The organism is Marinomonas sp. ef1, assembly GCF_002806845.1.
Classification (GTDB): domain Bacteria; phylum Pseudomonadota; class Gammaproteobacteria; order Pseudomonadales; family Marinomonadaceae; genus Marinomonas; species Marinomonas polaris.
The window spans coordinates 25,820-43,406 of the sequence record NZ_NHTT01000017.1; the positions used below are offsets into that span (position 1 = coordinate 25,820).

19 protein-coding genes are annotated in these 17,587 nt (G+C 41.5%); 14 read left to right on the forward strand and 5 right to left on the reverse strand.

The genetic code is table 11. The features are described 5' to 3' along the window. Nucleotides 1-90 precede the first annotated feature (90 nt). The 3 genes from CCS02_RS19020 to CCS02_RS19030 all read left to right on the forward strand — a co-directional run bounded on the left by CCS02_RS19020 (nt 91) and on the right by CCS02_RS19030 (nt 2,890). Nucleotides 91-276, forward strand: a complete 186-nt coding sequence (locus CCS02_RS19020; protein ID WP_072842103.1) for a hypothetical protein — start codon at nt 91-93, stop codon at nt 274-276. A gap of 55 nt (nt 277-331) precedes the next feature. Then, nucleotides 332-1,243 carry a bile acid:sodium symporter family protein gene (locus CCS02_RS19025; RefSeq protein ID WP_100637444.1) on the forward strand — a complete coding sequence of 304 codons (912 nt, stop codon included), beginning with the start codon at nt 332-334 and terminating at the stop codon, nt 1,241-1,243. 99 nt (nt 1,244-1,342) lie between these two features. Next, nucleotides 1,343-2,890 carry a methyl-accepting chemotaxis protein gene (locus CCS02_RS19030; protein ID WP_100637445.1) on the forward strand — a complete coding sequence of 516 codons (1,548 nt, stop codon included), beginning with the start codon at nt 1,343-1,345 and terminating at the stop codon, nt 2,888-2,890. A gap of 116 nt (nt 2,891-3,006) precedes the next feature. Here the strand turns inward: CCS02_RS19030 and CCS02_RS19035 are convergent, their stop codons facing one another. Genes CCS02_RS19035 through hemC form a run of 4 tightly spaced genes read right to left on the reverse strand, consistent with a single transcriptional unit; the run spans nt 3,007 to nt 7,232 of the window. Next, on the reverse strand, nt 3,007-4,236 hold the full coding sequence (locus tag CCS02_RS19035) for a heme biosynthesis HemY N-terminal domain-containing protein (protein ID WP_100637446.1): 1,230 nt from the start codon (nt 4,234-4,236) through the stop codon (nt 3,007-3,009). Then, a complete protein-coding gene (locus CCS02_RS19040; RefSeq protein ID WP_100637447.1) occupies nt 4,233-5,498 on the reverse strand; it encodes a uroporphyrinogen-III C-methyltransferase in 1,266 nt (421 codons plus the stop codon). Before CCS02_RS19040 ends, CCS02_RS19035 begins: the two co-directional genes overlap by 4 nt. A gap of 1 nt (nt 5,499) precedes the next feature. Beyond that, on the reverse strand, nt 5,500-6,252 hold the full coding sequence (locus tag CCS02_RS19045; protein ID WP_100637448.1) for a uroporphyrinogen-III synthase: 753 nt from the start codon (nt 6,250-6,252) through the stop codon (nt 5,500-5,502). A 41-nt stretch (nt 6,253-6,293) separates the two neighbouring features. Beyond that, on the reverse strand, nt 6,294-7,232 hold the full coding sequence (gene hemC / locus CCS02_RS19050) for a hydroxymethylbilane synthase (RefSeq protein WP_100637449.1): 939 nt from the start codon (nt 7,230-7,232) through the stop codon (nt 6,294-6,296). 156 nt (nt 7,233-7,388) lie between these two features. Between hemC and argH the strand changes: the two genes are divergently transcribed. After that, the gene (gene argH, locus CCS02_RS19055) at nt 7,389-8,789 is read left to right on the forward strand and encodes an argininosuccinate lyase (RefSeq protein ID WP_100188501.1); all 1,401 of its coding nucleotides are present in this window, start codon (nt 7,389-7,391) and stop codon (nt 8,787-8,789) included. Nucleotides 8,790-8,875: 86 nt separating this feature from the next. Here the strand turns inward: argH and CCS02_RS19060 are convergent, their stop codons facing one another. Continuing rightward, on the reverse strand, nt 8,876-9,754 hold the full coding sequence (locus CCS02_RS19060) for a hypothetical protein (protein WP_100188502.1): 879 nt from the start codon (nt 9,752-9,754) through the stop codon (nt 8,876-8,878). A gap of 224 nt (nt 9,755-9,978) precedes the next feature. Between CCS02_RS19060 and lptM the strand changes: the two genes are divergently transcribed. From lptM to CCS02_RS19110, 10 genes are all read left to right on the forward strand, one after another. Next, complete coding sequence (gene lptM, locus CCS02_RS19065) at nt 9,979-10,098, forward strand: LPS translocon maturation chaperone LptM (protein WP_198432149.1); 120 nt, start codon at nt 9,979-9,981, stop codon at nt 10,096-10,098. 14 nt (nt 10,099-10,112) lie between these two features. Continuing rightward, on the forward strand, nt 10,113-11,366 hold the full coding sequence (lysA, locus tag CCS02_RS19070; protein ID WP_100188503.1) for a diaminopimelate decarboxylase: 1,254 nt from the start codon (nt 10,113-10,115) through the stop codon (nt 11,364-11,366). Nucleotides 11,367-11,376: 10 nt separating this feature from the next. Then, a complete protein-coding gene (gene dapF / locus CCS02_RS19075; protein WP_100188504.1) occupies nt 11,377-12,207 on the forward strand; it encodes a diaminopimelate epimerase in 831 nt (276 codons plus the stop codon). Nucleotides 12,208-12,214: 7 nt separating this feature from the next. Next, entirely contained in the window at nt 12,215-12,880 is a 666-nt protein-coding gene (locus CCS02_RS19080) for a DUF484 family protein (protein WP_100188505.1), read from the forward strand. Then, nucleotides 12,877-13,590, forward strand: a complete 714-nt coding sequence (locus tag CCS02_RS19085) for an HAD family hydrolase (RefSeq protein ID WP_072842078.1) — start codon at nt 12,877-12,879, stop codon at nt 13,588-13,590. The genes CCS02_RS19080 and CCS02_RS19085 overlap by 4 nt, the downstream gene beginning before the upstream one ends. A 104-nt stretch (nt 13,591-13,694) precedes the next feature. Then, nucleotides 13,695-14,021: a thioredoxin TrxA gene (gene trxA / locus CCS02_RS19090; protein ID WP_072842076.1), complete on the forward strand. Its 327-nt coding sequence runs from the start codon at nt 13,695-13,697 to the stop codon at nt 14,019-14,021. A 264-nt stretch (nt 14,022-14,285) separates the two neighbouring features. Further along, complete coding sequence (gene flgB / locus CCS02_RS19095; RefSeq protein WP_100637450.1) at nt 14,286-14,678, forward strand: flagellar basal body rod protein FlgB; 393 nt, start codon at nt 14,286-14,288, stop codon at nt 14,676-14,678. A 5-nt stretch (nt 14,679-14,683) separates the two neighbouring features. Further along, nucleotides 14,684-15,133, forward strand: coding sequence for a flagellar basal body rod protein FlgC (gene flgC, locus CCS02_RS19100; protein WP_048814395.1), 450 nt, complete (start codon nt 14,684-14,686; stop codon nt 15,131-15,133). Between the two features lie 10 nt (nt 15,134-15,143). Beyond that, a complete protein-coding gene (locus CCS02_RS19105; protein WP_100637451.1) occupies nt 15,144-15,848 on the forward strand; it encodes a flagellar hook assembly protein FlgD in 705 nt (234 codons plus the stop codon). A gap of 12 nt (nt 15,849-15,860) precedes the next feature. Then, on the forward strand, nt 15,861-17,558 hold the full coding sequence (locus CCS02_RS19110; RefSeq protein WP_072842070.1) for a flagellar hook-basal body complex protein: 1,698 nt from the start codon (nt 15,861-15,863) through the stop codon (nt 17,556-17,558). Nucleotides 17,559-17,587 lie beyond the last annotated feature (29 nt).

The window sequence follows — 17,587 nt, forward strand, 5'->3', positions numbered from 1 at the left end:
GGTATTCCATCTGCTTGATCATTGCGTTTGCTAAAGATTATCCATAGAGTGTCGATAGATATCCAGACAATGCTTTAATAGAGACAATTTATGAAGAATAATCTGATACCATTCCCTTCTTCTCGTCAGAGTCATGATGAAAAAGAAGCTCCTCTTGCATCAAGTGATGAATTAAAAGCTCTTAGAACGGCTTTTGATAAGGCTCGAGCTGATTGGGTGGTTGAGCTTGCCGAGTTACCTGAAAATAATAAAATTTGCTGCGGCTCTAAAAAATAATTAGATAGTTTACGGTTGTTTTTTATATTGGGCTGCCTATTAAGGTGTTTAACCCATGTTGCTTTTCCTTGTTCGAAATTCCCTTCCTTTTATGTTCGTGTTTGCTGTTCTTGGCTTTTTACTTCCCTCGGTTTCGTTAGCTTTTTTCCCTTTTTTACCTATTGTGCTGTTTACCCTAATGTCATTGACGCTGTTAGGTATGAAACAAAATGAATTAATTAAACGATTGAGTAGTAAAGGAATATGGCTCTATGCCATGTTGCATTCTGCTGTGTTTATGGGGGTAGTCAGTGTAATTGGCTGGTGGTTGGCGTTTGATTCTGATCTTTTATTAGCCATTGTTGCAGTGGGCGCGACTGGATCTTTATTTGCGACACCTGCGATTGTTAGAGCGTTAGGTTTTGATAGCCTACAGGCTATGGCAATGACTATTGCAACAACACTAGTTTTACCTCTTTCTATTTTTATTACCTTGATATTTTTTCAGACACAAAGTGTTAAATTGGATTGGGGAAGTTATTTCATTCGCTTAGTGGTTTTTATATTTGGCCCCATGTTGTTCTCATTTTTTGTTCATCGTTTTTTACCTGAAGAAACATTAAGTCGGTTTTTGATGAAAATATCGCCTTATACCATTTTGTTGGTGTTTGCTTTTCCATTTGGATTGGTTGGTAGTTTTCGTGTGTTATTTGATCAAGATCCAATGATGGCATTGAATTACTTTCTGATAGCAACGGGTTTATGTTGTTTATTTTTTGCTTTGTCTTATCTTTTTTATCGCAAGCACGGCAAAGCTATTGCACTAACGGCAGCGATTACTTCTGGAAATCGAAATGTCTTACTTACATATAGTATTGCAGGGGCTTTATTGGGGCCGGCGTTTTTACCCTTAGCTGGTGCTTTACAAATACCTACATATTTATTACCCGTTTTTACTCGCTGGCTAAATAGAAGCTTACTAAAATAATATTCAGATATTTTGATAAATTTATCTTATGGTTAAGTTAAGATAAATTGGTTTCTATCTAAAACTACCTTTATATAAAGTTTCAAGGATAGCTTTTCTATGCGCCAAAATATGCCAGTGACAAATCAAGAGAAAACATTTTCTAAAGATGAGAAGCTCATTACGACTACAGATTTGAAAGGAAAAATTCTTCACTGCAATGATGCATTTGTAAAAATTAGCGGCTTTGATAAAAGCGAGTTAATTGGTAGCCCTCATAACATCGTACGCCATCCTGATATGCCTAAAGAGGCATTCAAAATTATGTGGGACACTTTAAAGCAAGGAAAAGCTTGGATGGGCTTGGTGAAAAATCGCTGTAAAAATGGCGACTTTTACTGGGTGGATGCTTACGTAACCCCTGTCACTGAAGGTGGAAAAGTTATTGGTTATGAATCTGTTAGGACCGTGCCTAATAGAGAAGACGTAGCACGAGCAGGAAAAATCTATCAACGAATCAATAGTGGTAAAAATGTTCTGCCAAGAGCCTTTATGTCATGGAAGCTAGTGTTGCCTTTGGTTGGTATCGTTCTGGCTGTTGCTGCAGGCAGTGTTAACATTATGTACGGTGCAGGCGTTCTGACTGTGGCAAGTTTATTGGTGAATGCCTTGTTTCTTTTGAACCATTCTAAATTACAGGCGACTTTAAAGCAGCGATTATCAACTGCTTTTCTTCATCCTCTAGCTGGCATAACTTATTCAGATACCTCCTTAGATATTGCTACCTTAGATGTTGGTGTAAAGAGTCTTTTATCAAGAATGGATGCTGTATTGACTCGTTTTGAAGATGAGTCTTTAAAAGTCTCTGAACAATCTAAAATTGGCCTTGGGCTTACAATCGAAACGACTAAAGGGATGGTAAGTCAGCAGCATGAAACCCAAGATGTTGCTGCCGCTATGCAGCAAATGACGACAACCATTAATGATGTTGCTCAACATGTACAAATGACTGCTGATAGCGCTAAATCTTCTTCTGGGGCCGCAAAAAGTGGGCAAAAAACTGTTGAAGAAACACGTCAGTCGATTCGCCAATTAAGTGAAACAGTGAATGATATCGGTGCTACGGTACAGGAATTGGCAGATCGCTCTGAACAAATTGCACAAGTCGCGCAGATGATAGATCAGATTGCTGAGCAAACTAATCTGTTGGCATTAAATGCGGCGATTGAAGCAGCGCGGGCAGGCGAGCATGGTCGAGGTTTTGCTGTGGTGGCAGATGAGGTACGTCAACTGGCTCAAAGAACACAGGGTTCCACAAAGGATATTCACCACATTATAGAAACGCTTCGCAGTGGTGCTAAAAACTCGGTATCGATTGCCAATCAAGGTAAGCAAGATGCAGCACAAGGTTTAGAAAAAATCATAGAGATGGAAAGCGCCTTTGTTAGCATTGTTGAGGCCGTGTCGAAAATATCTGATATGGCAATACAGATGTCGGCTGCAGTCGAAGAGCAAGCACATGTATCGGAGGATATTAATCGTCAAGTCGTGCGAATTTCAGATTTATCTGTTGAGAGCTCTGAAAAATCAAATCAATCAAGCGATAGTATTAGAGCTTTGCAAGATGTAGCGAATAATATGCATGAGTTGGTGGTGCGTTTTAAATAACGCTTTACTTTGGATGGCTGTTACATATTAACGATTAGTTCTATTTATGAATAATAAAAACGCTGTTATGAAAATAACAGCGTTTTTTATGTCTATATATTTTGCGAATGAGGTTGCTAAGGCAGAGGCAGTGGTTTTAATTGATTGCTAGCATTACTCAGATTAATCATCATTAGCTCTTGGCTTGCTTTGGTATCGCCCATGGCTTTTAGTAAGCGACTCAGCTCTGCAAGCGCTTCGTTTTGTGTATCAAGAGAAAGTGCTTGTTCGTAGTAGTCTCTCGCTTTGCCCCACAGCATCATTGATTGGCTCAAGCGGCCACAGACAAGATATAAGTTTGCACTTGCTGGCTCTTTTTTAAGCCAGTTTTCACAATGGGTTAATAGCTTTTTAGGGTTGTCTTGTTTTATGTTGCCATATTCATATACCAACTCTTCAGACCATCTGTTATTTAAGCTATTGCGAATAAAGCTTTCCGCTTTTGCATCGTCTCCGAAATGAATGAGGGTGTGAGCATATAGTTGTCTCATCCTGTCATCTTGAGACAGAGTGTCTAATTTATTCCACAGGTTTTCTACTTCAGCAACCAGCTCTTTTTTGTTTTGTCCAAGCTTATTGCGAAACTTTATCTTATCAAGTAGAGCTAAAAATGCATTTCGTTCTAACTCAAGCATATTATCATCATCGAATATGCCATCTTTTTTGAGTATTGGGGTTAGGGTGAGCAAGGCATCCCAGTCTTTTAGCTGCTTGTAAACCGTGACTAGCATTTTTAATACTTGTTTGTGCTTTGGTTTCAACTTTTGTAGACGCAAAAGCGAGGCGAGAGCGCCTTCGTAGTGTTCTTGCTTTATTTGGATTTGGCTTTGAGCAAAGCCAATAGCAAATTCTGCCTCTGGTGTTGATTTATGGGCGGAGCGTAATAATGCTTTTGAGCGTTCATGTTCATCTTGTTCGCTGGCGGCATAAGCGGCACCGATATAATTGATCAGTGGGTAAGGGACTTTTTCGGCGCTGTTGGTTAGTAATTTCTCTGCTTTGTTCCAATTGCCACCAACGAGTTCCAACATGCCTCGAATAGTATTTCGTGAGGCTCTTTTTTGCGCCAAATTGCCAGTGACTTTTGCTAGAGAGTTGCTGGGCCTTAGAGCTATAAACAGAATTCGTTTTACCCAGCTAAGTACAAATAGCGCGATAACCATGGCTACAACCAAGACCCATAAACTGGTTTCAACGGTAACGCCATTGTAAGCCACGAGTACATAGCCGCTGTCTTGACGCATCAGTAGCCCTAATACACCACCCACTGCCATCATGATGACAAGTAGGAAAAGGAGTTTTCTCATGCTTTATCTCCTAGATCGGTTTGAGGTGCAGTAGTGCTTTCGCTTTTTTTCTCACTCTCTATTTGAGACTGCTCAACATTATCGGGGATATTTTGTTTGATTGAGCTGCGGTCATTCCATTCCTTCATTAATGATTTCATCGCCATTAATGATTCTCTAGGGAGTGGTAGGTCTGGTGATGGATTCAGCTGTTGCAATACGGTTAGACTGGCCAAGAATGTTGTAACAATATTTGATTGAGTTTCGAAATGCTCTGTTGTTGCGTTTGCAACACGAGACAGCGCTTGTTGGTAAATCATTGGCTCGCCTTTGATTAAGGCTACCTGAGCAATTTCCAGTTGTAGTTGTATACCAGTAATGAGCTCTTGGTATTCTGCTGGTGGCAGCAACGCTTTTATTGGTTTGTGATTGTAATTTATGACCACTAGTGAACGTATGGATTTCCAAAAGCTTTCTAGAACTGAGGTTATTTTGCTGGTTGTAGAGTCGTCAGCTTCTTTTGTTTTCTCTGTGGTATTTGCTTGCCACTCTTTGGATGGTTCTCGTTGAGGCAGAGTTTGAACACTATCATACAAAGCGTTTAGCTTGAGGTAAGCGCCTTCTAAATCAAATTGGCTAATGGACTTTAACGCTTGGATGTCTTTTGCTAGGGCTTTACGTGTTGCAAATACGATAGGGTCTTCTAGTTCATTAAGAATATCATCAGCATTGATGAGTAATGTGGCCGCGCCGCTATTGTCAGACTCAAGTAATAAACGTTGATTAGCAAGACGAATTAAATACTCAGCCTCAGCTAACTTCCAATCTTCTTTAGTGGTGTTGTTGAGTCGATTAAGCTTTGATTCAAGTGATAGTAGCTTTTCGTCCTGTTGAGCTTGCTGGACAGCGAGCTCATTTTTTTGCAATAAGATTGTTTGCTCTGACGTTTTAACTTGTTCAATTAGTTGATTAAACTGAGATTTATTCAGCGTATTTGCGTTTAACTTATTATCGAAATCAGTTTGTTGCGTTGTTAATTGCTGAATGTCTTTGTGAAGTGTGCTTTGAGTACTTTGGAAATATAACCAACCACTTGTTGCTAGGGCGACAGCTGATAGGCCAAGAGAAAGTGAGACAAGTAGATTGATTGCTGGTTGTGGTGTGTTTTTTTCTTTAGCTTTTTCAAGCAGATCTGGCTGCTTCTTTTGGCTTTTAGTTTCAGCTTCAGGCGTTGTCTCAATAGCGGCGTTTGGATGTTGCTCTTGCTTGTTATTCTCAGTCATTCTATTTTCCTGTGTGAAATTCTGTCGCTTTGATCAAGCTATTATCGTCAGCGCCATTTGCGCACGAGGCATTTATCCAACCCATTTCTTTTGCTTGCTGATTGACCCTGATACTAGGTGTGAGTATAGGCAGCGTTTTCCATTCTGGTTTATGCAGCGACACGTATTCTGAAAGATTGAGTAAACTTTCTCCACTTGTTACCCATATTAAATTGATATCGGGCAGCATGAAGAAAGTTTGAGCATAATAGATCGGTTTTTTTCTATCGTAGAGCGAAAGATAGCTGACTTTTGCGCCTCTCTCCTCCAGCTTATTGGCAAGTTCTGGGCGTCCACCTTCGCCACGAACAATCAATACTTTCTGATCTTTCATTCTGGCAGTCTTTAACCATTCAAGTAAGGCTTCAGTAGTATGTCCAGGATTCGATAGAGCTGGAACGCCTTCATTTAATAATGTTTGTGTCGTACCTTGGCCTATGCCGATCCAATGAACATTAATTGGTAGCATTGGCCAGCATTCATCTAGCCAATCGCACGCGAGACGAGCGGCATTTTTACTAACAAATATAACGTAATCAAACGTATCGATATCAAAAATTTGTGCCCGAATAATAGCTTTTTTGTTTATATCTTCTACAGGTGTAATTTCCAACATTGGAAGAGGTACTGCTACCCAGCCGTAAGCGCGAACGCGTTCACGGCTAAGCGAATTTTCAGGCTCGGGGCGGGTTATTAGGATACGACAGTCTTGCACTAATATTTTGCCTATTCTATTTTGCTTTCTAGTTGAACTTCTTAATTACTATTTTCTTCATTGTATAAGGCATCAAGTATGATGTCTGCGCCGCGAGCAAGTAAGTCGTCGGCCAATTGAACGCCAAGGGATTTTGCATCGTCTTTATGACCACGAATTTCGCCTTCAATCATGGTTTTGCCATCAGGACTACCGACCAAGCCTCTTAACCAAATAGAGTCGCCTGTTAATATCGCAAAACAAGCAATAGGGGCTTGGCACCCGCCATTAAGGCGTTCATTCACTGCGCGTTCTGCAGTAACTCGAATGGCCGTTTCTTCATGTTGCAATGGCGCTAATAAATTAATGGTTTTAACATCATCAGATCGGCATTCTATTCCCATCGCACCTTGTCCGCCTGCTGGTAAGCTCGTTTCAGCAGGAATTCTTTGTCGAATTCGGTCAAGCATTTCTAGGCGAACTAAGCCAGCCGTCGCCAAAATAATGGCGTCGTATTCACCGTCATCCATTTTTCTGAGGCGCGTATTCACGTTGCCACGAAGGTCTTTGATTATTAGGTCGGGGCGTTTCATGCGTAACTGGCAAGAGCGGCGTAAGCTGGATGTACCTACGACCGCACCGCTTGGTAGCTGATCAAGTGATTCCACTTTATTAGAAACAAAGGCATCGCTAGGGTCTTCGCGCTCACAAATTACGGCGAGACCTAATCCTTCAGGAAAGGCCATTGGTACATCTTTCATGGAATGCACAGCAATATCGGCTCGACCTTCTGTAAGTGCGTTTTCTAGTTCTTTAACAAAAAGACCTTTGCCGCCAATTTTAGAAAGAGGTGAATCTAAAATTTGATCGCCTTTTGTTGTCATGCCAAGTAATTCAACTTTCATGTCAGGGTAGAGGCTTTCTAGTTGCGCTTTGACGTTATTGGCTTGCCAAAGGGCTAACTGACTTTCTCTGGTTGCGATCACAATCTTATCTTTCACTTCATCTCCTAATGACTTGTAGATGGACAAATATCTTTCACTTTTCTTCATCAATGATACTCGTTAAGAAGGAGTCCGTCATCTTTCAATGCTTTATAAGTCGAGGCGCTTAATGTACTCTTGGCAGCTGTTTGAATTTGTGTGGGAACCAACCGAATGACTGATACTAATAAAACCACGAACCAGCAATGGGGTGGTCGTTTTTCTGAGCCTGTTGATGCGTTTGTTGCGCGTTTTACTGCTTCTGTTGAGTTTGATCAACGTATGGCAAAACAGGATATTCAAGGGTCAATTGCACATGGCAAAATGCTTGCTAGTGTTGGTGTTTTGACTGAAGAAGAGCGAGATCAGATTATTCAGGGGCTGACTGAAATCGAAGACGAAATTGCTCGCGGTGAATTTGTGTGGTCGATTGAGTTAGAAGATGTTCACATGAACATTGAAGCTCGTTTGACGCAAAAAATCGGCATAACAGGTAAAAAATTGCACACAGGCCGTTCTCGTAATGACCAAGTAGCTACAGACATTCGCCTTTATATGCGTGACGAAGTGGATTTCTTGTTGGAGGAGGTTACTCGTTTACAACAAGGCATTTTGAGCTTAGCTGAAAAAGAAGCGAACACCATTATGCCTGGCTTCACACATTTGCAAACGGCTCAGCCAGTGACCTTTGGTCATCATTTGATGGCTTGGTATGAAATGATGCAGCGTGATTACGAGCGTCTAGTTGATTGCCGTAAACGTATTAATATTTTACCGCTTGGCGCAGCTGCGCTTGCGGGAACAACTTATCCAATCGATCGTCATATGACGGCAGAGTTGCTAGGTTTTGAACGCCCAACTTACAACTCTTTGGATTCAGTAAGTGACCGAGATTTTGCCATCGAATTTACGGCAACGGCGTCTATTATCATGATGCATATGTCCCGCTGGGCTGAAGAAATGGTGATGTGGGTATCTGCTCAGTTTAACTTTATTTATTTGCCAGACCGCTTTTGTACCGGCTCGTCCATTATGCCTCAGAAGAAAAATCCAGATGTGCCAGAATTGGTTCGTGGTAAAACAGGTCGTGTTTATGGACATTTAATGGGCCTGTTAACCCTGATGAAGTCACAATGCTTGGCTTACAACAAAGATAACCAAGAAGACAAAGAACCTTTGTTTGATACGGTTGATACGCTTAAAGGCTCATTACGTGCATTTGCCGATATGATTCCTGCAATTGAGTCTCGTAAAGAACATATGTACGAAGCTGCTCGTCGTGGTTTTTCTACTGCTACCGATTTAGCTGACTACTTGGTACGTCATGGCGTTGCATTCCGTGATGCTCACGAAGTAGTGGGTAAAGCTGTGGGTTACGGTGTGAAAACCGGAAAGGATTTGTCTGAAATGACATTGGAAGAACTTCAATCTTTCGGTAGCATGATCGAAGCTGACGTCTTTGATGTTTTGACTCTTGAAGGTTCTGTAGCAGCTCGTAACCACATTGGTGGAACGGCACCTGCTCAAGTATTAATAGCAGTCGAACGCGCTAAAGTAGACCTTTCTGCAAGATAAGTTTGTTTAGTTAGACTGACTGGAACTATTTAAAACGGCTACCTTTGAGTAGCCGTTTTTGTTTAGGTGACTTTTTAGGAAGACAGTTATTTTGCTGCTTGATCTAAATTGAATGGTGAGTCTGGCCCTAATAACTCATTTGTGATGATGCTGGGGGAAATATTCAACTCAAAGTGAAATAACTTTGATTTTACCCCACAACCATCAAATACAATGGCCCAACCTTCATTGCTGCCTTCTTTCGGTAGTCGCCAGCAGACACCTTTGATATTGACGTAGCGTGTACCATCCGCGTCTTTGGTGATTGGGTAGTCGACTTCTTTTGTTAAGCCTTTCAAATAGTCTTTTTGTGCTTTCTTCGACTCTGTAATTTTATCTCTCAATTCTTCAGAGAAAACACCAGTTAGTGCTTCATCCTGTACATCTGGCGACAAAGATACTTTTGATAAATCAAGTAGTTCTGGTTTGTCGGAGCTTAACTGAGCCGTATTAATATTTGGATTCAGTGCATTATCTTGTAAAGACGTTTCTGATAACACCTGCTCATTGTCTATGTTGTTTATTACTTCTTGAGGATCAAATCCATTATTTCTTTCACTTAGTTCTTTGCCTGTAGGTTTTTCAGACACAATGCTGGCTGGTGGCTCAGTTGGTATTATTGAGTCTGTTTCTTCTATTTGTTCCGCTTGCTCAGTTTTTGCAGGTTGTGTTTCTTCTGTGGCTAGCGTTGTTTCAGCTTGCTGAGCATCCACTGGTTTAGTTTCTTCGCTCTGGTTAAATACTTCCGCTTCAGTTGGCTCATTATTTGGTGTTTTTTGTGTTGCCGGTAATAAAAACAATTCAAAAGTGGAGGGTTGAGTGTCTACATCAAACCAATGTTGGCTGTCTGATACTTCGATTATGAGTATGTGTATTGCGATGGCACAGACAAGTGCAGCCATCCATGGGGCAATCTTGTTTTTCATTAAGCTTCTTGTTTTTTGTGTTTTGTTGAAGTTAGCGATGTTTGAGTCCAACTTAAGTCAGTGTCTTTATAGCTTGAGGTAAATATAGCAAATTCAAGGTAAAGCGCATGCCTATTCTGTCTAAAGAATACTGTCCAAAGAATATCTATGTAATTAGCTCGCTGGGGTTGGGAAACGAACTGGCTGCAAGGTATACTGTCTCAATCAAAAATAGAAGAGATAAGATGATGTTTAAGTTGCTTTCAGTGTGTGTGTTGGCTGTTTTCCTTACAGCTTGCGGAAATAAAGGTGCGCTTTATTTACCGAGTGACACGGCTGAAACGCAGCAAGAATCGTCTTTATAGCTGAGGATTCCCTTTTGGACTTTTTTAATTATTCGAATCAGACTCTGCATGCAGAGGATGTTGCCTTGTCAGATGTTGCAAATCAGTATGGTACGCCTTGTTACGTATACTCTCGTGCCACTCTTGAACGTCACTATAAAGCTTACGCGGATGCATTCGCATCACACCCAACCTTGATCTGCTATGCGGTAAAAGCCTGTTCTAATATTGCGATTTTGAATGTCTTAGCTCGCTTGGGATCAGGCTTCGATATTGTTTCTGTTGGTGAGCTTGAGCGTGTTTTAAAAGCGGGTGGCGAGCCTTCAAAAGTTATGTTCTCCGGTTTAGGTAAACAAGCCGTGGAAATGCGTCGGGCGTTAGAAGTCGGTATTCATTGCTTTAACGTCGAATCTGAAGCAGAACTATACCGATTGGATCAAGTTGCTGGCGAAATGGGCAAAGTGGCGCCTGTATCTTTACGCGTCAATCCTGATGTCGATGCTAAAACTCATCCTTATATTTCAACGGGTTTGAAAGAAAACAAGTTTGGCATCGATATTAAAGACGCGGTTCGTATCTACAAAATTGCTCATGAATTACCTAACTTAAATGTTATGGGCGTAGATTGCCACATCGGCTCACAATTGACAGAACTAAAACCTTTCTTAGATACATTCGATCGTCTTATTGGTTTGGTAGATGAACTAGCTGAAGTCGGCATTACAATTAAACACCTTGATCTGGGTGGCGGGTTGGGTGTTCGTTATCGTGACGAAGTACCACCAGAGCCTTCTGATTACGCTAAGCTACTGCTTGAGAAAGTAAAAGGTAGAAATTTCGAACTGGCTTTTGAGCCAGGTCGTTCTATCGCAGCGAACGCTGGTATTTTATTAACACAGGTTGAGTTTTTGAAATGCAATCCGCATAAAAACTTCGCCATCATTGACGGTGCGATGAATGACCTTATCCGCCCATCTTTATACGGCGCGTGGATGAACATTGTTCCTGTCTCTTTGTTGCCAACGCCAGAGGGCAAGCGCAACTACGATCTTGTCGGTCCTATTTGTGAGACCGGCGACTTTTTGGGTAAGGATCGTGAATTAGATATTCAGGCCGGTGATCTTTTGGCGGTTCGCTCTGCAGGAGCTTATGGCTTCACCATGTCATCAAATTACAATAGCCGGAATCGTGCTGCGGAAGTTATGGTCGATGGCGATAAAACCTATTTGATTCGTGCTCGTGAAACGATTGAACATCAGTTAGCTGGTGAGCAAATCTTGCCAGACTAAGGAGTTCGTCGTGTTATTAAAATTTACCAAAATGCATGGTCTAGGAAATGATTTTGTTGTAGTCGATGCGGTGTCTCGTAAGGTGTTTTTTAATAAACAGCAAATCGAGAGGTTGAGTGATCGTAACTGGGGGATTGGCTTTGATCAGCTTTTAGTGGTTGAGCCACCCACTGATCCAGATATGGATTTCCGTTATCGTATCTATAATTCAGATGGCAGTGAAGTTGAGCATTGTGGAAATGGTGCTCGTTGTTTTGCTAAATTTGTTTTAGATCGAGAGTTAACAAATAAGCGCATTATCAATGTTGAAACAAAGCGCGGTGCGATCCAATTACGTGTGCTAGACGGTGGTTTAGTTACGGTAGATATGGGAGCACCAAGTTTTGAACCGCAGGATTTGCCGTTTACAGCAGAACCTTGTGACACTCTTTACAGCATAATGGCTGATGGCACTGAATATTTAATGACACCAGTGTCTGTTGGTAATCCCCATGCAGTGATCAAAGTTGATCAACTAATGGATGATGAGGTTGCTAAAGTTGGTGCGTTGATTGAGTGTCATGAGCGCTTTCCTAGAAAGGTGAATGTTGGCTTTATGCAGGTTATTAATCCTGATGAAATCAATTTACGTGTTTATGAGCGTGGCGTGGGTGAAACTCAGGCTTGCGGAACTGGTGCTTGTGCGGCGGTTGTTGCTGGAATTAAACAGGGATGGTTATCACCTAAAGTGACAGCCCATTTGCGCGGCGGAGATTTACATATTGAATGGCAGGGTGAAGGCTCGCCTATTCTTATGACAGGTCCCGCTGAGAAAGTATTCGAAGGTCAAATTTACCTATAGAGGGATTATGAGCGAAGAAGAAGTGATTCAATATTTGTCAAAAACACCGGATTTTTTTATTCGGCATGCTGATTTGTTGGAGAGTCTGACACTTCCTCATCCAGTTAATGGGAAAGTAGTTTCGTTACTTGAATATCAGGTGAATTTGTTACGCAAGTCGACGGCTGATTATCGTGCTCAATTTGAGCGTTTAGTCGAAGTGGCTCGTGAAAATGAGTCTACTATGCAAAAAAGTCGTCGTTTAGTATTAGCAGGTCTTACCTGTAGCTCCTTAGACGACCTAGCAGTTATTGTCGACGATATGGTGAGAGACGATTTTGAAGTGTCTCATCATGAATTGGTTTTATACGGCGAGTTTCCAGATAGTGCTGTTAGGTCTCATAAGCTGGTGGAAGACGATATGTTTTTGTCTCATGCTGCTGGGTTTACGGACTGTTTTTGTGGAATGTTACCAGCAAATGAAATGAGCTTTCTTTTCCTTGATGATGCTACGTCTATTCGTTCTGTTGCTGTTTTACCGCTTCTTTCGCGAGAAGGCGGAGAGATTAGAAAATGTGGTGTTCTGGTGTTAGGGGCAGAAAGCAAATCGGCTTTTGAAAAGGAAAAAGGCGCCTTGTTTCTTCAGTACCTCGCTGATTTATTGAGTGCGATTCTATTGAGGCTGTTGCCGTGAGCATTCTTATTACCTTTGACCTTGATAATACTTTATGGGATGTCGCTCCGGTCATTATGCGAGCGGAATATGCCATGGAGTCTTGGTTTGAAGAGCGCTTTCCTGGTTTCTCTCTGCAATATTCGCTTCTCGCCCGAGAGGAGTTAAAAGGCCAAGTATTATCTAAGAATCCAGAAATGGCTTTTAATCTGACTGCGATTCGCTTAGCTGTATATAAGCTTGCGTTAAAGCAATTTGGGTTGCCTTCTGAGGAAGCTGAATCTGTTGCTGGTGCTGCGCTGGCGCACTTTTGTGAGTGGCGTCAAAAGGTTGATCTTTACCCCCACGTTGTGGATGTCTTGGAAGCTTTGAGCCAGGATTATGCTTTGGCTGTTATCACCAACGGTAATGCTGATGTATTTCATCCTTATGTCGGTTTAGGACAGTATTTTGATTTTGCTGTACGAGCAGACCAGGTTGGTGTTGCAAAGCCTGCTGTTGATGTATTTTCAATGGCAGCAAAAAAGGCTGGTGTAGACTTATCTGAGCTTATTCATATTGGTGATCACCCTATGGATGATGTCTTTGGTGCGTCAAATGCTGGAGCAAAAAGTATTTGGTTTAATCGTCATGGTGCCCAGCGTTGGGGGGATGATTGGGGCGCTCGCTCTCATGCAGAAATACATTCCTTACTTGAATTGCCAACAGTCATTCGATCTTTAATGTTATAGCATTTTTCTATCGCTTTAATTAAAGAGAACTCGTTTTTACCCCAATCATTTAGTGATACACTAGCCACATTCATTAGTTAAATATAGAATTTTGAGGAATTATTATGAGTGAGAACACAATTCAAATCACTGATGCTCAATTTGCAGAAGAAGTGCTTAATTCAGACATCCCTGTGATTGTAGATTTTTGGGCTCCATGGTGTGGTCCTTGTAAAATGATTGCGCCAGTTTTGGAAGACGTTGCTGCTGAATACGCAGGCAAAGTAAAAGTTGTTAAACTTAACGTTGACGAAAACCAAGAAACAGCACCTAAGTACAATGTACGTGGTATTCCTACTTTGCTTATCGTTAAAGGTGGTGAAGTGGTAGCGACTAAAGTGGGTGCAGTGTCTAAATCTCAATTGGTAGACTTTGTAAACAGCGCTATCTAATTGCTAATAGGGCCTTTGTCCTAGTTAGATCGTTATTGCGTTATAAAAAAGCAGCCTGATGGCTGCTTTTTTGTTTTTACTATCCTGTCCTATAATCAAACTACAACAAAGTGGGTCTGTTTTTCTCCCTATATTTGTTGCCGCTTTTTGCCGTTCTTATTTTAATTTTAATTAAGTGTATGAAAAATAAGGTTATTATTTATTGGCACTATAATTGCTTTATGTTGCTTGTATAGATGAATAATATTTTTCTTTGAGGATCCAATGGCTATTTCTTTTGCAAGTGCATTTGCTGGACATGATAAGACGCTTGAGTTTCGTAGCGCGAGAGCGGCTGTCCTTGCAAACAATATTGCCAATGCTGATACGCCAAATTATAAGGCGAGAGATATTTCGTTCGATTCGCTTTTAAATAATGAAAGTAAAAAATTACAGCTTGCTGGGACAAACTCACGTCATATTTCTGCGGAAGGTTTTTCTGGTGAGTCTGAAGATTTGTTGTACCGAAATCCTAACCAGCCATCTTTGGATGGTAATACGGTTGATATGCAAAGAGAGCAGGCTGAGTACGCTCAAAACTCACTACAGTTTGATACGAGTTTTATGTTCTTGGATCGAAAAATTAACGGCATGAAAAAAGCGCTTACTGGGAATTAATGACGATGTCTTTGAGTAATATTTTTACCATTTCTGGATCTGCAATGAGTGCTCAAACCATACGTTTGAATACGATTGCAAGCAACATGGCAAACGTAGACAGTGCTGCAAGTTCGGCTGATCAAACTTATCGTGCCCGTAAGCCCGTATTTTCACAAATGATGAATGACAGCATGCGTGAATATGGTTGGAACAATGCGAACAAAGATGATACCGGTGCTGGTGTTGGGGTGAAAGTAGATGGCATTGTGGAATCGGACGCACCTTTACAGCCTAGATACGAACCAGATCACCCAATGGCAAATGAAGATGGTTACGTGTTTTATCCGAACGTAAACCCGATGGAAGAGATGGCGGATATGATGTCAGCGTCTCGTTCTTTTCAGACAAACGTAGAAATTATGAACTCAGCCAAAAGTATGATGCAGAAAATGCTCACGCTTGGGCAGTCATAGGAGCTGACAGATGGCAAATATATCTGACTCGAAAGGTCTTAATGGGTTGATTTCCCAATATGGGACTGAAGCGGCTAAGACAAAAGCTGGTATTGAAAAGCCAGAGGTTCAGAAAGATGAAGCGGCACTTGCTGACCAAAATGTCTTTTTGAAGCTTTATATAGAGCAGCTTAAAGGGCAGGATCCGACCGCGCCGCAAGACACAAACGACATGGTGGCGCAGATGTCTCAATTTAGTTCGCTAGAACGACTGACTAGTATCTCTGATCAATTAGAGAATATGGCCACTTCGCTTACGTCTAATCAAGCACTTAGTGCCTCTACCTTAGTGGGTAAGTCTATCTTAATGGATGGTAATAAAGTGAAAGTTACCGATGGTTTAGAGGCTGTTCAGTTGAGAACGGTAATACCAGAGAATTCCAAGGCTGCAACATTAAAAATATACGATGCGGATAACCGCCTTGTTCGTACCGCTGCGCTGAATACGGGTGAGTACAAGTGGGACAAGTTAGATGATGACGGAAATGTTTTGCCGCCTGGTGAATATCGTTTTGCCGCGTCATCAACCAATGAGCAAGGCGAAATATCAGCGATGAGTACTCAGCTTCCAACACGTATTCAAGGCGTCACCATTAATGGTGAAAATGGCACGGTTTTAAATGTGGAAAACCACGGCAAAATCAAACTTACGAACGAATTAGAAATATTAGGGTGATTGGAGAGCATTATGGGATTCAATACTGCATTATCTGGCATTAAAGCCTCTGCCGATTATTTAAGTGTTACAGGTAATAATATTGCCAACGCGGATACTACTGGCTTTAAAAAGTCACGTATTGAGTTTGATGATCTCTACAATACCAGTGTGCTTGGTGCCGGAAGCGGTAACAGTATTGGTTCTGGTGTAAGTGTGAGTAAGGTTTCTCAAGAATTTTCAGCAGGTAATATATCTTATACAGATAACAACCTAGATCTTGCCGTTGATGGCAGTGGCTTTTTTGTTCTTGATTCTGGTATTGCTCAATCCTACACCCGTGCTGGTAATTTTAAGCTGGATGAAAATGGTTTTCTAGTAACGAATACGGGGAGTAATGTTTTAGGTTTTAACGCTGTAGACGGTGTTGTTGGTGGTAATTTAGAAGATCTAAAGGTTCCAACTGATCGGATTCCACCAGAGCCAACCACAACAATGGGCTTGAAAGTGAACTTGGATTCAAAGAATGAAGACATACCTGCTTTTATTAAAGCGGATTTTGACCCGTTGAATCCAGATACTTATAACTTCACCCAAACTCAAGGTGTCGCAGACGGCAATGGTAAAACACACATTGTTACTTACTATTATTCAAAAAGTGAGTTGCCTAATACTTATAAAGTAAATGCCACAGTTGATGGAAACCTGACTGATGATACTGGTGCTGCGTTCTTGGGTGAAACTTTCGCTACTTTTAACTCTGCGGAAGGTGGTACTGATTATAACGGCGATGGTACAGAAGAGCAGCCGTTTGAGCTTCTGTATCTTGGTGCAACGGAGCCTGGTGAAGCAGATATCGCTACTGGAACGAAAACGCCTTTAGCTATCGCTGGAACATTGGGTGGTGTTGCCATAGCCTCTGCTCTTACTCCAGCAGAGATGCGAGAGCCTAGTGCTGTTGCTCGAGAAGTTTTTGATCCGCTGAGTCCTGAGACTTACAACTATGGTAATACAAGAACCGTCTTTGATTCTTTGGGTGAGACTCACACGCTGGGGTATTATTTTATTAAACAAGGTGAAAATAATACCTACGAACTACGCGTTACTTTGGATGGTGAGGAAAGCTATACCGATCCTTTGACAGGTGAAGATACGCGGTATTTAGAAAAAAATACTACAGTCTCTTTTGATGCTGCTGGTAATTTGTTGGGGTCTTACCGTGGACTTCCTCCTTTTGGTGTTGCGCAACCAATTACGTTAGAGATTTCGGGGATAGATCCAACTAATCGAGGTCAAATTACACCATTGGACTTAACCGGTTCGACGCAGTTTGCTTTAAATAATACAGATAATTTTGATCAGAACGGTTTTTCTGCTGGCGAGTTGCAAGGCGTATCGTTTGATAGTGATGGCTTCTTAATGGCCAATTATACAAACCAACAAACGGCAACTCTTGGCCAGATTGCCTTGGCAACATTTGACAGTACGGACGGACTTATGCCGTCAGGACATACTTCTTGGCTGGCAAGTAAGGGTTCTGGTCCTGCTGACATTGGTCGTCCGAATACAGGAACATTTGGAAAAATTCAAGGGGGCGCGTTAGAAGAGTCTAACGTTGATCTTACGTCTGAATTGGTTGCGCTTATTGAGGCGCAGCGTAATTACCAAGCGAACAGTAAAACGTTAGAAACAGAAAATACTGTCACACAGACGATAATTAACCTCCGCTAATTTTCTGGAGAGAGAAGATTTGATGCCGG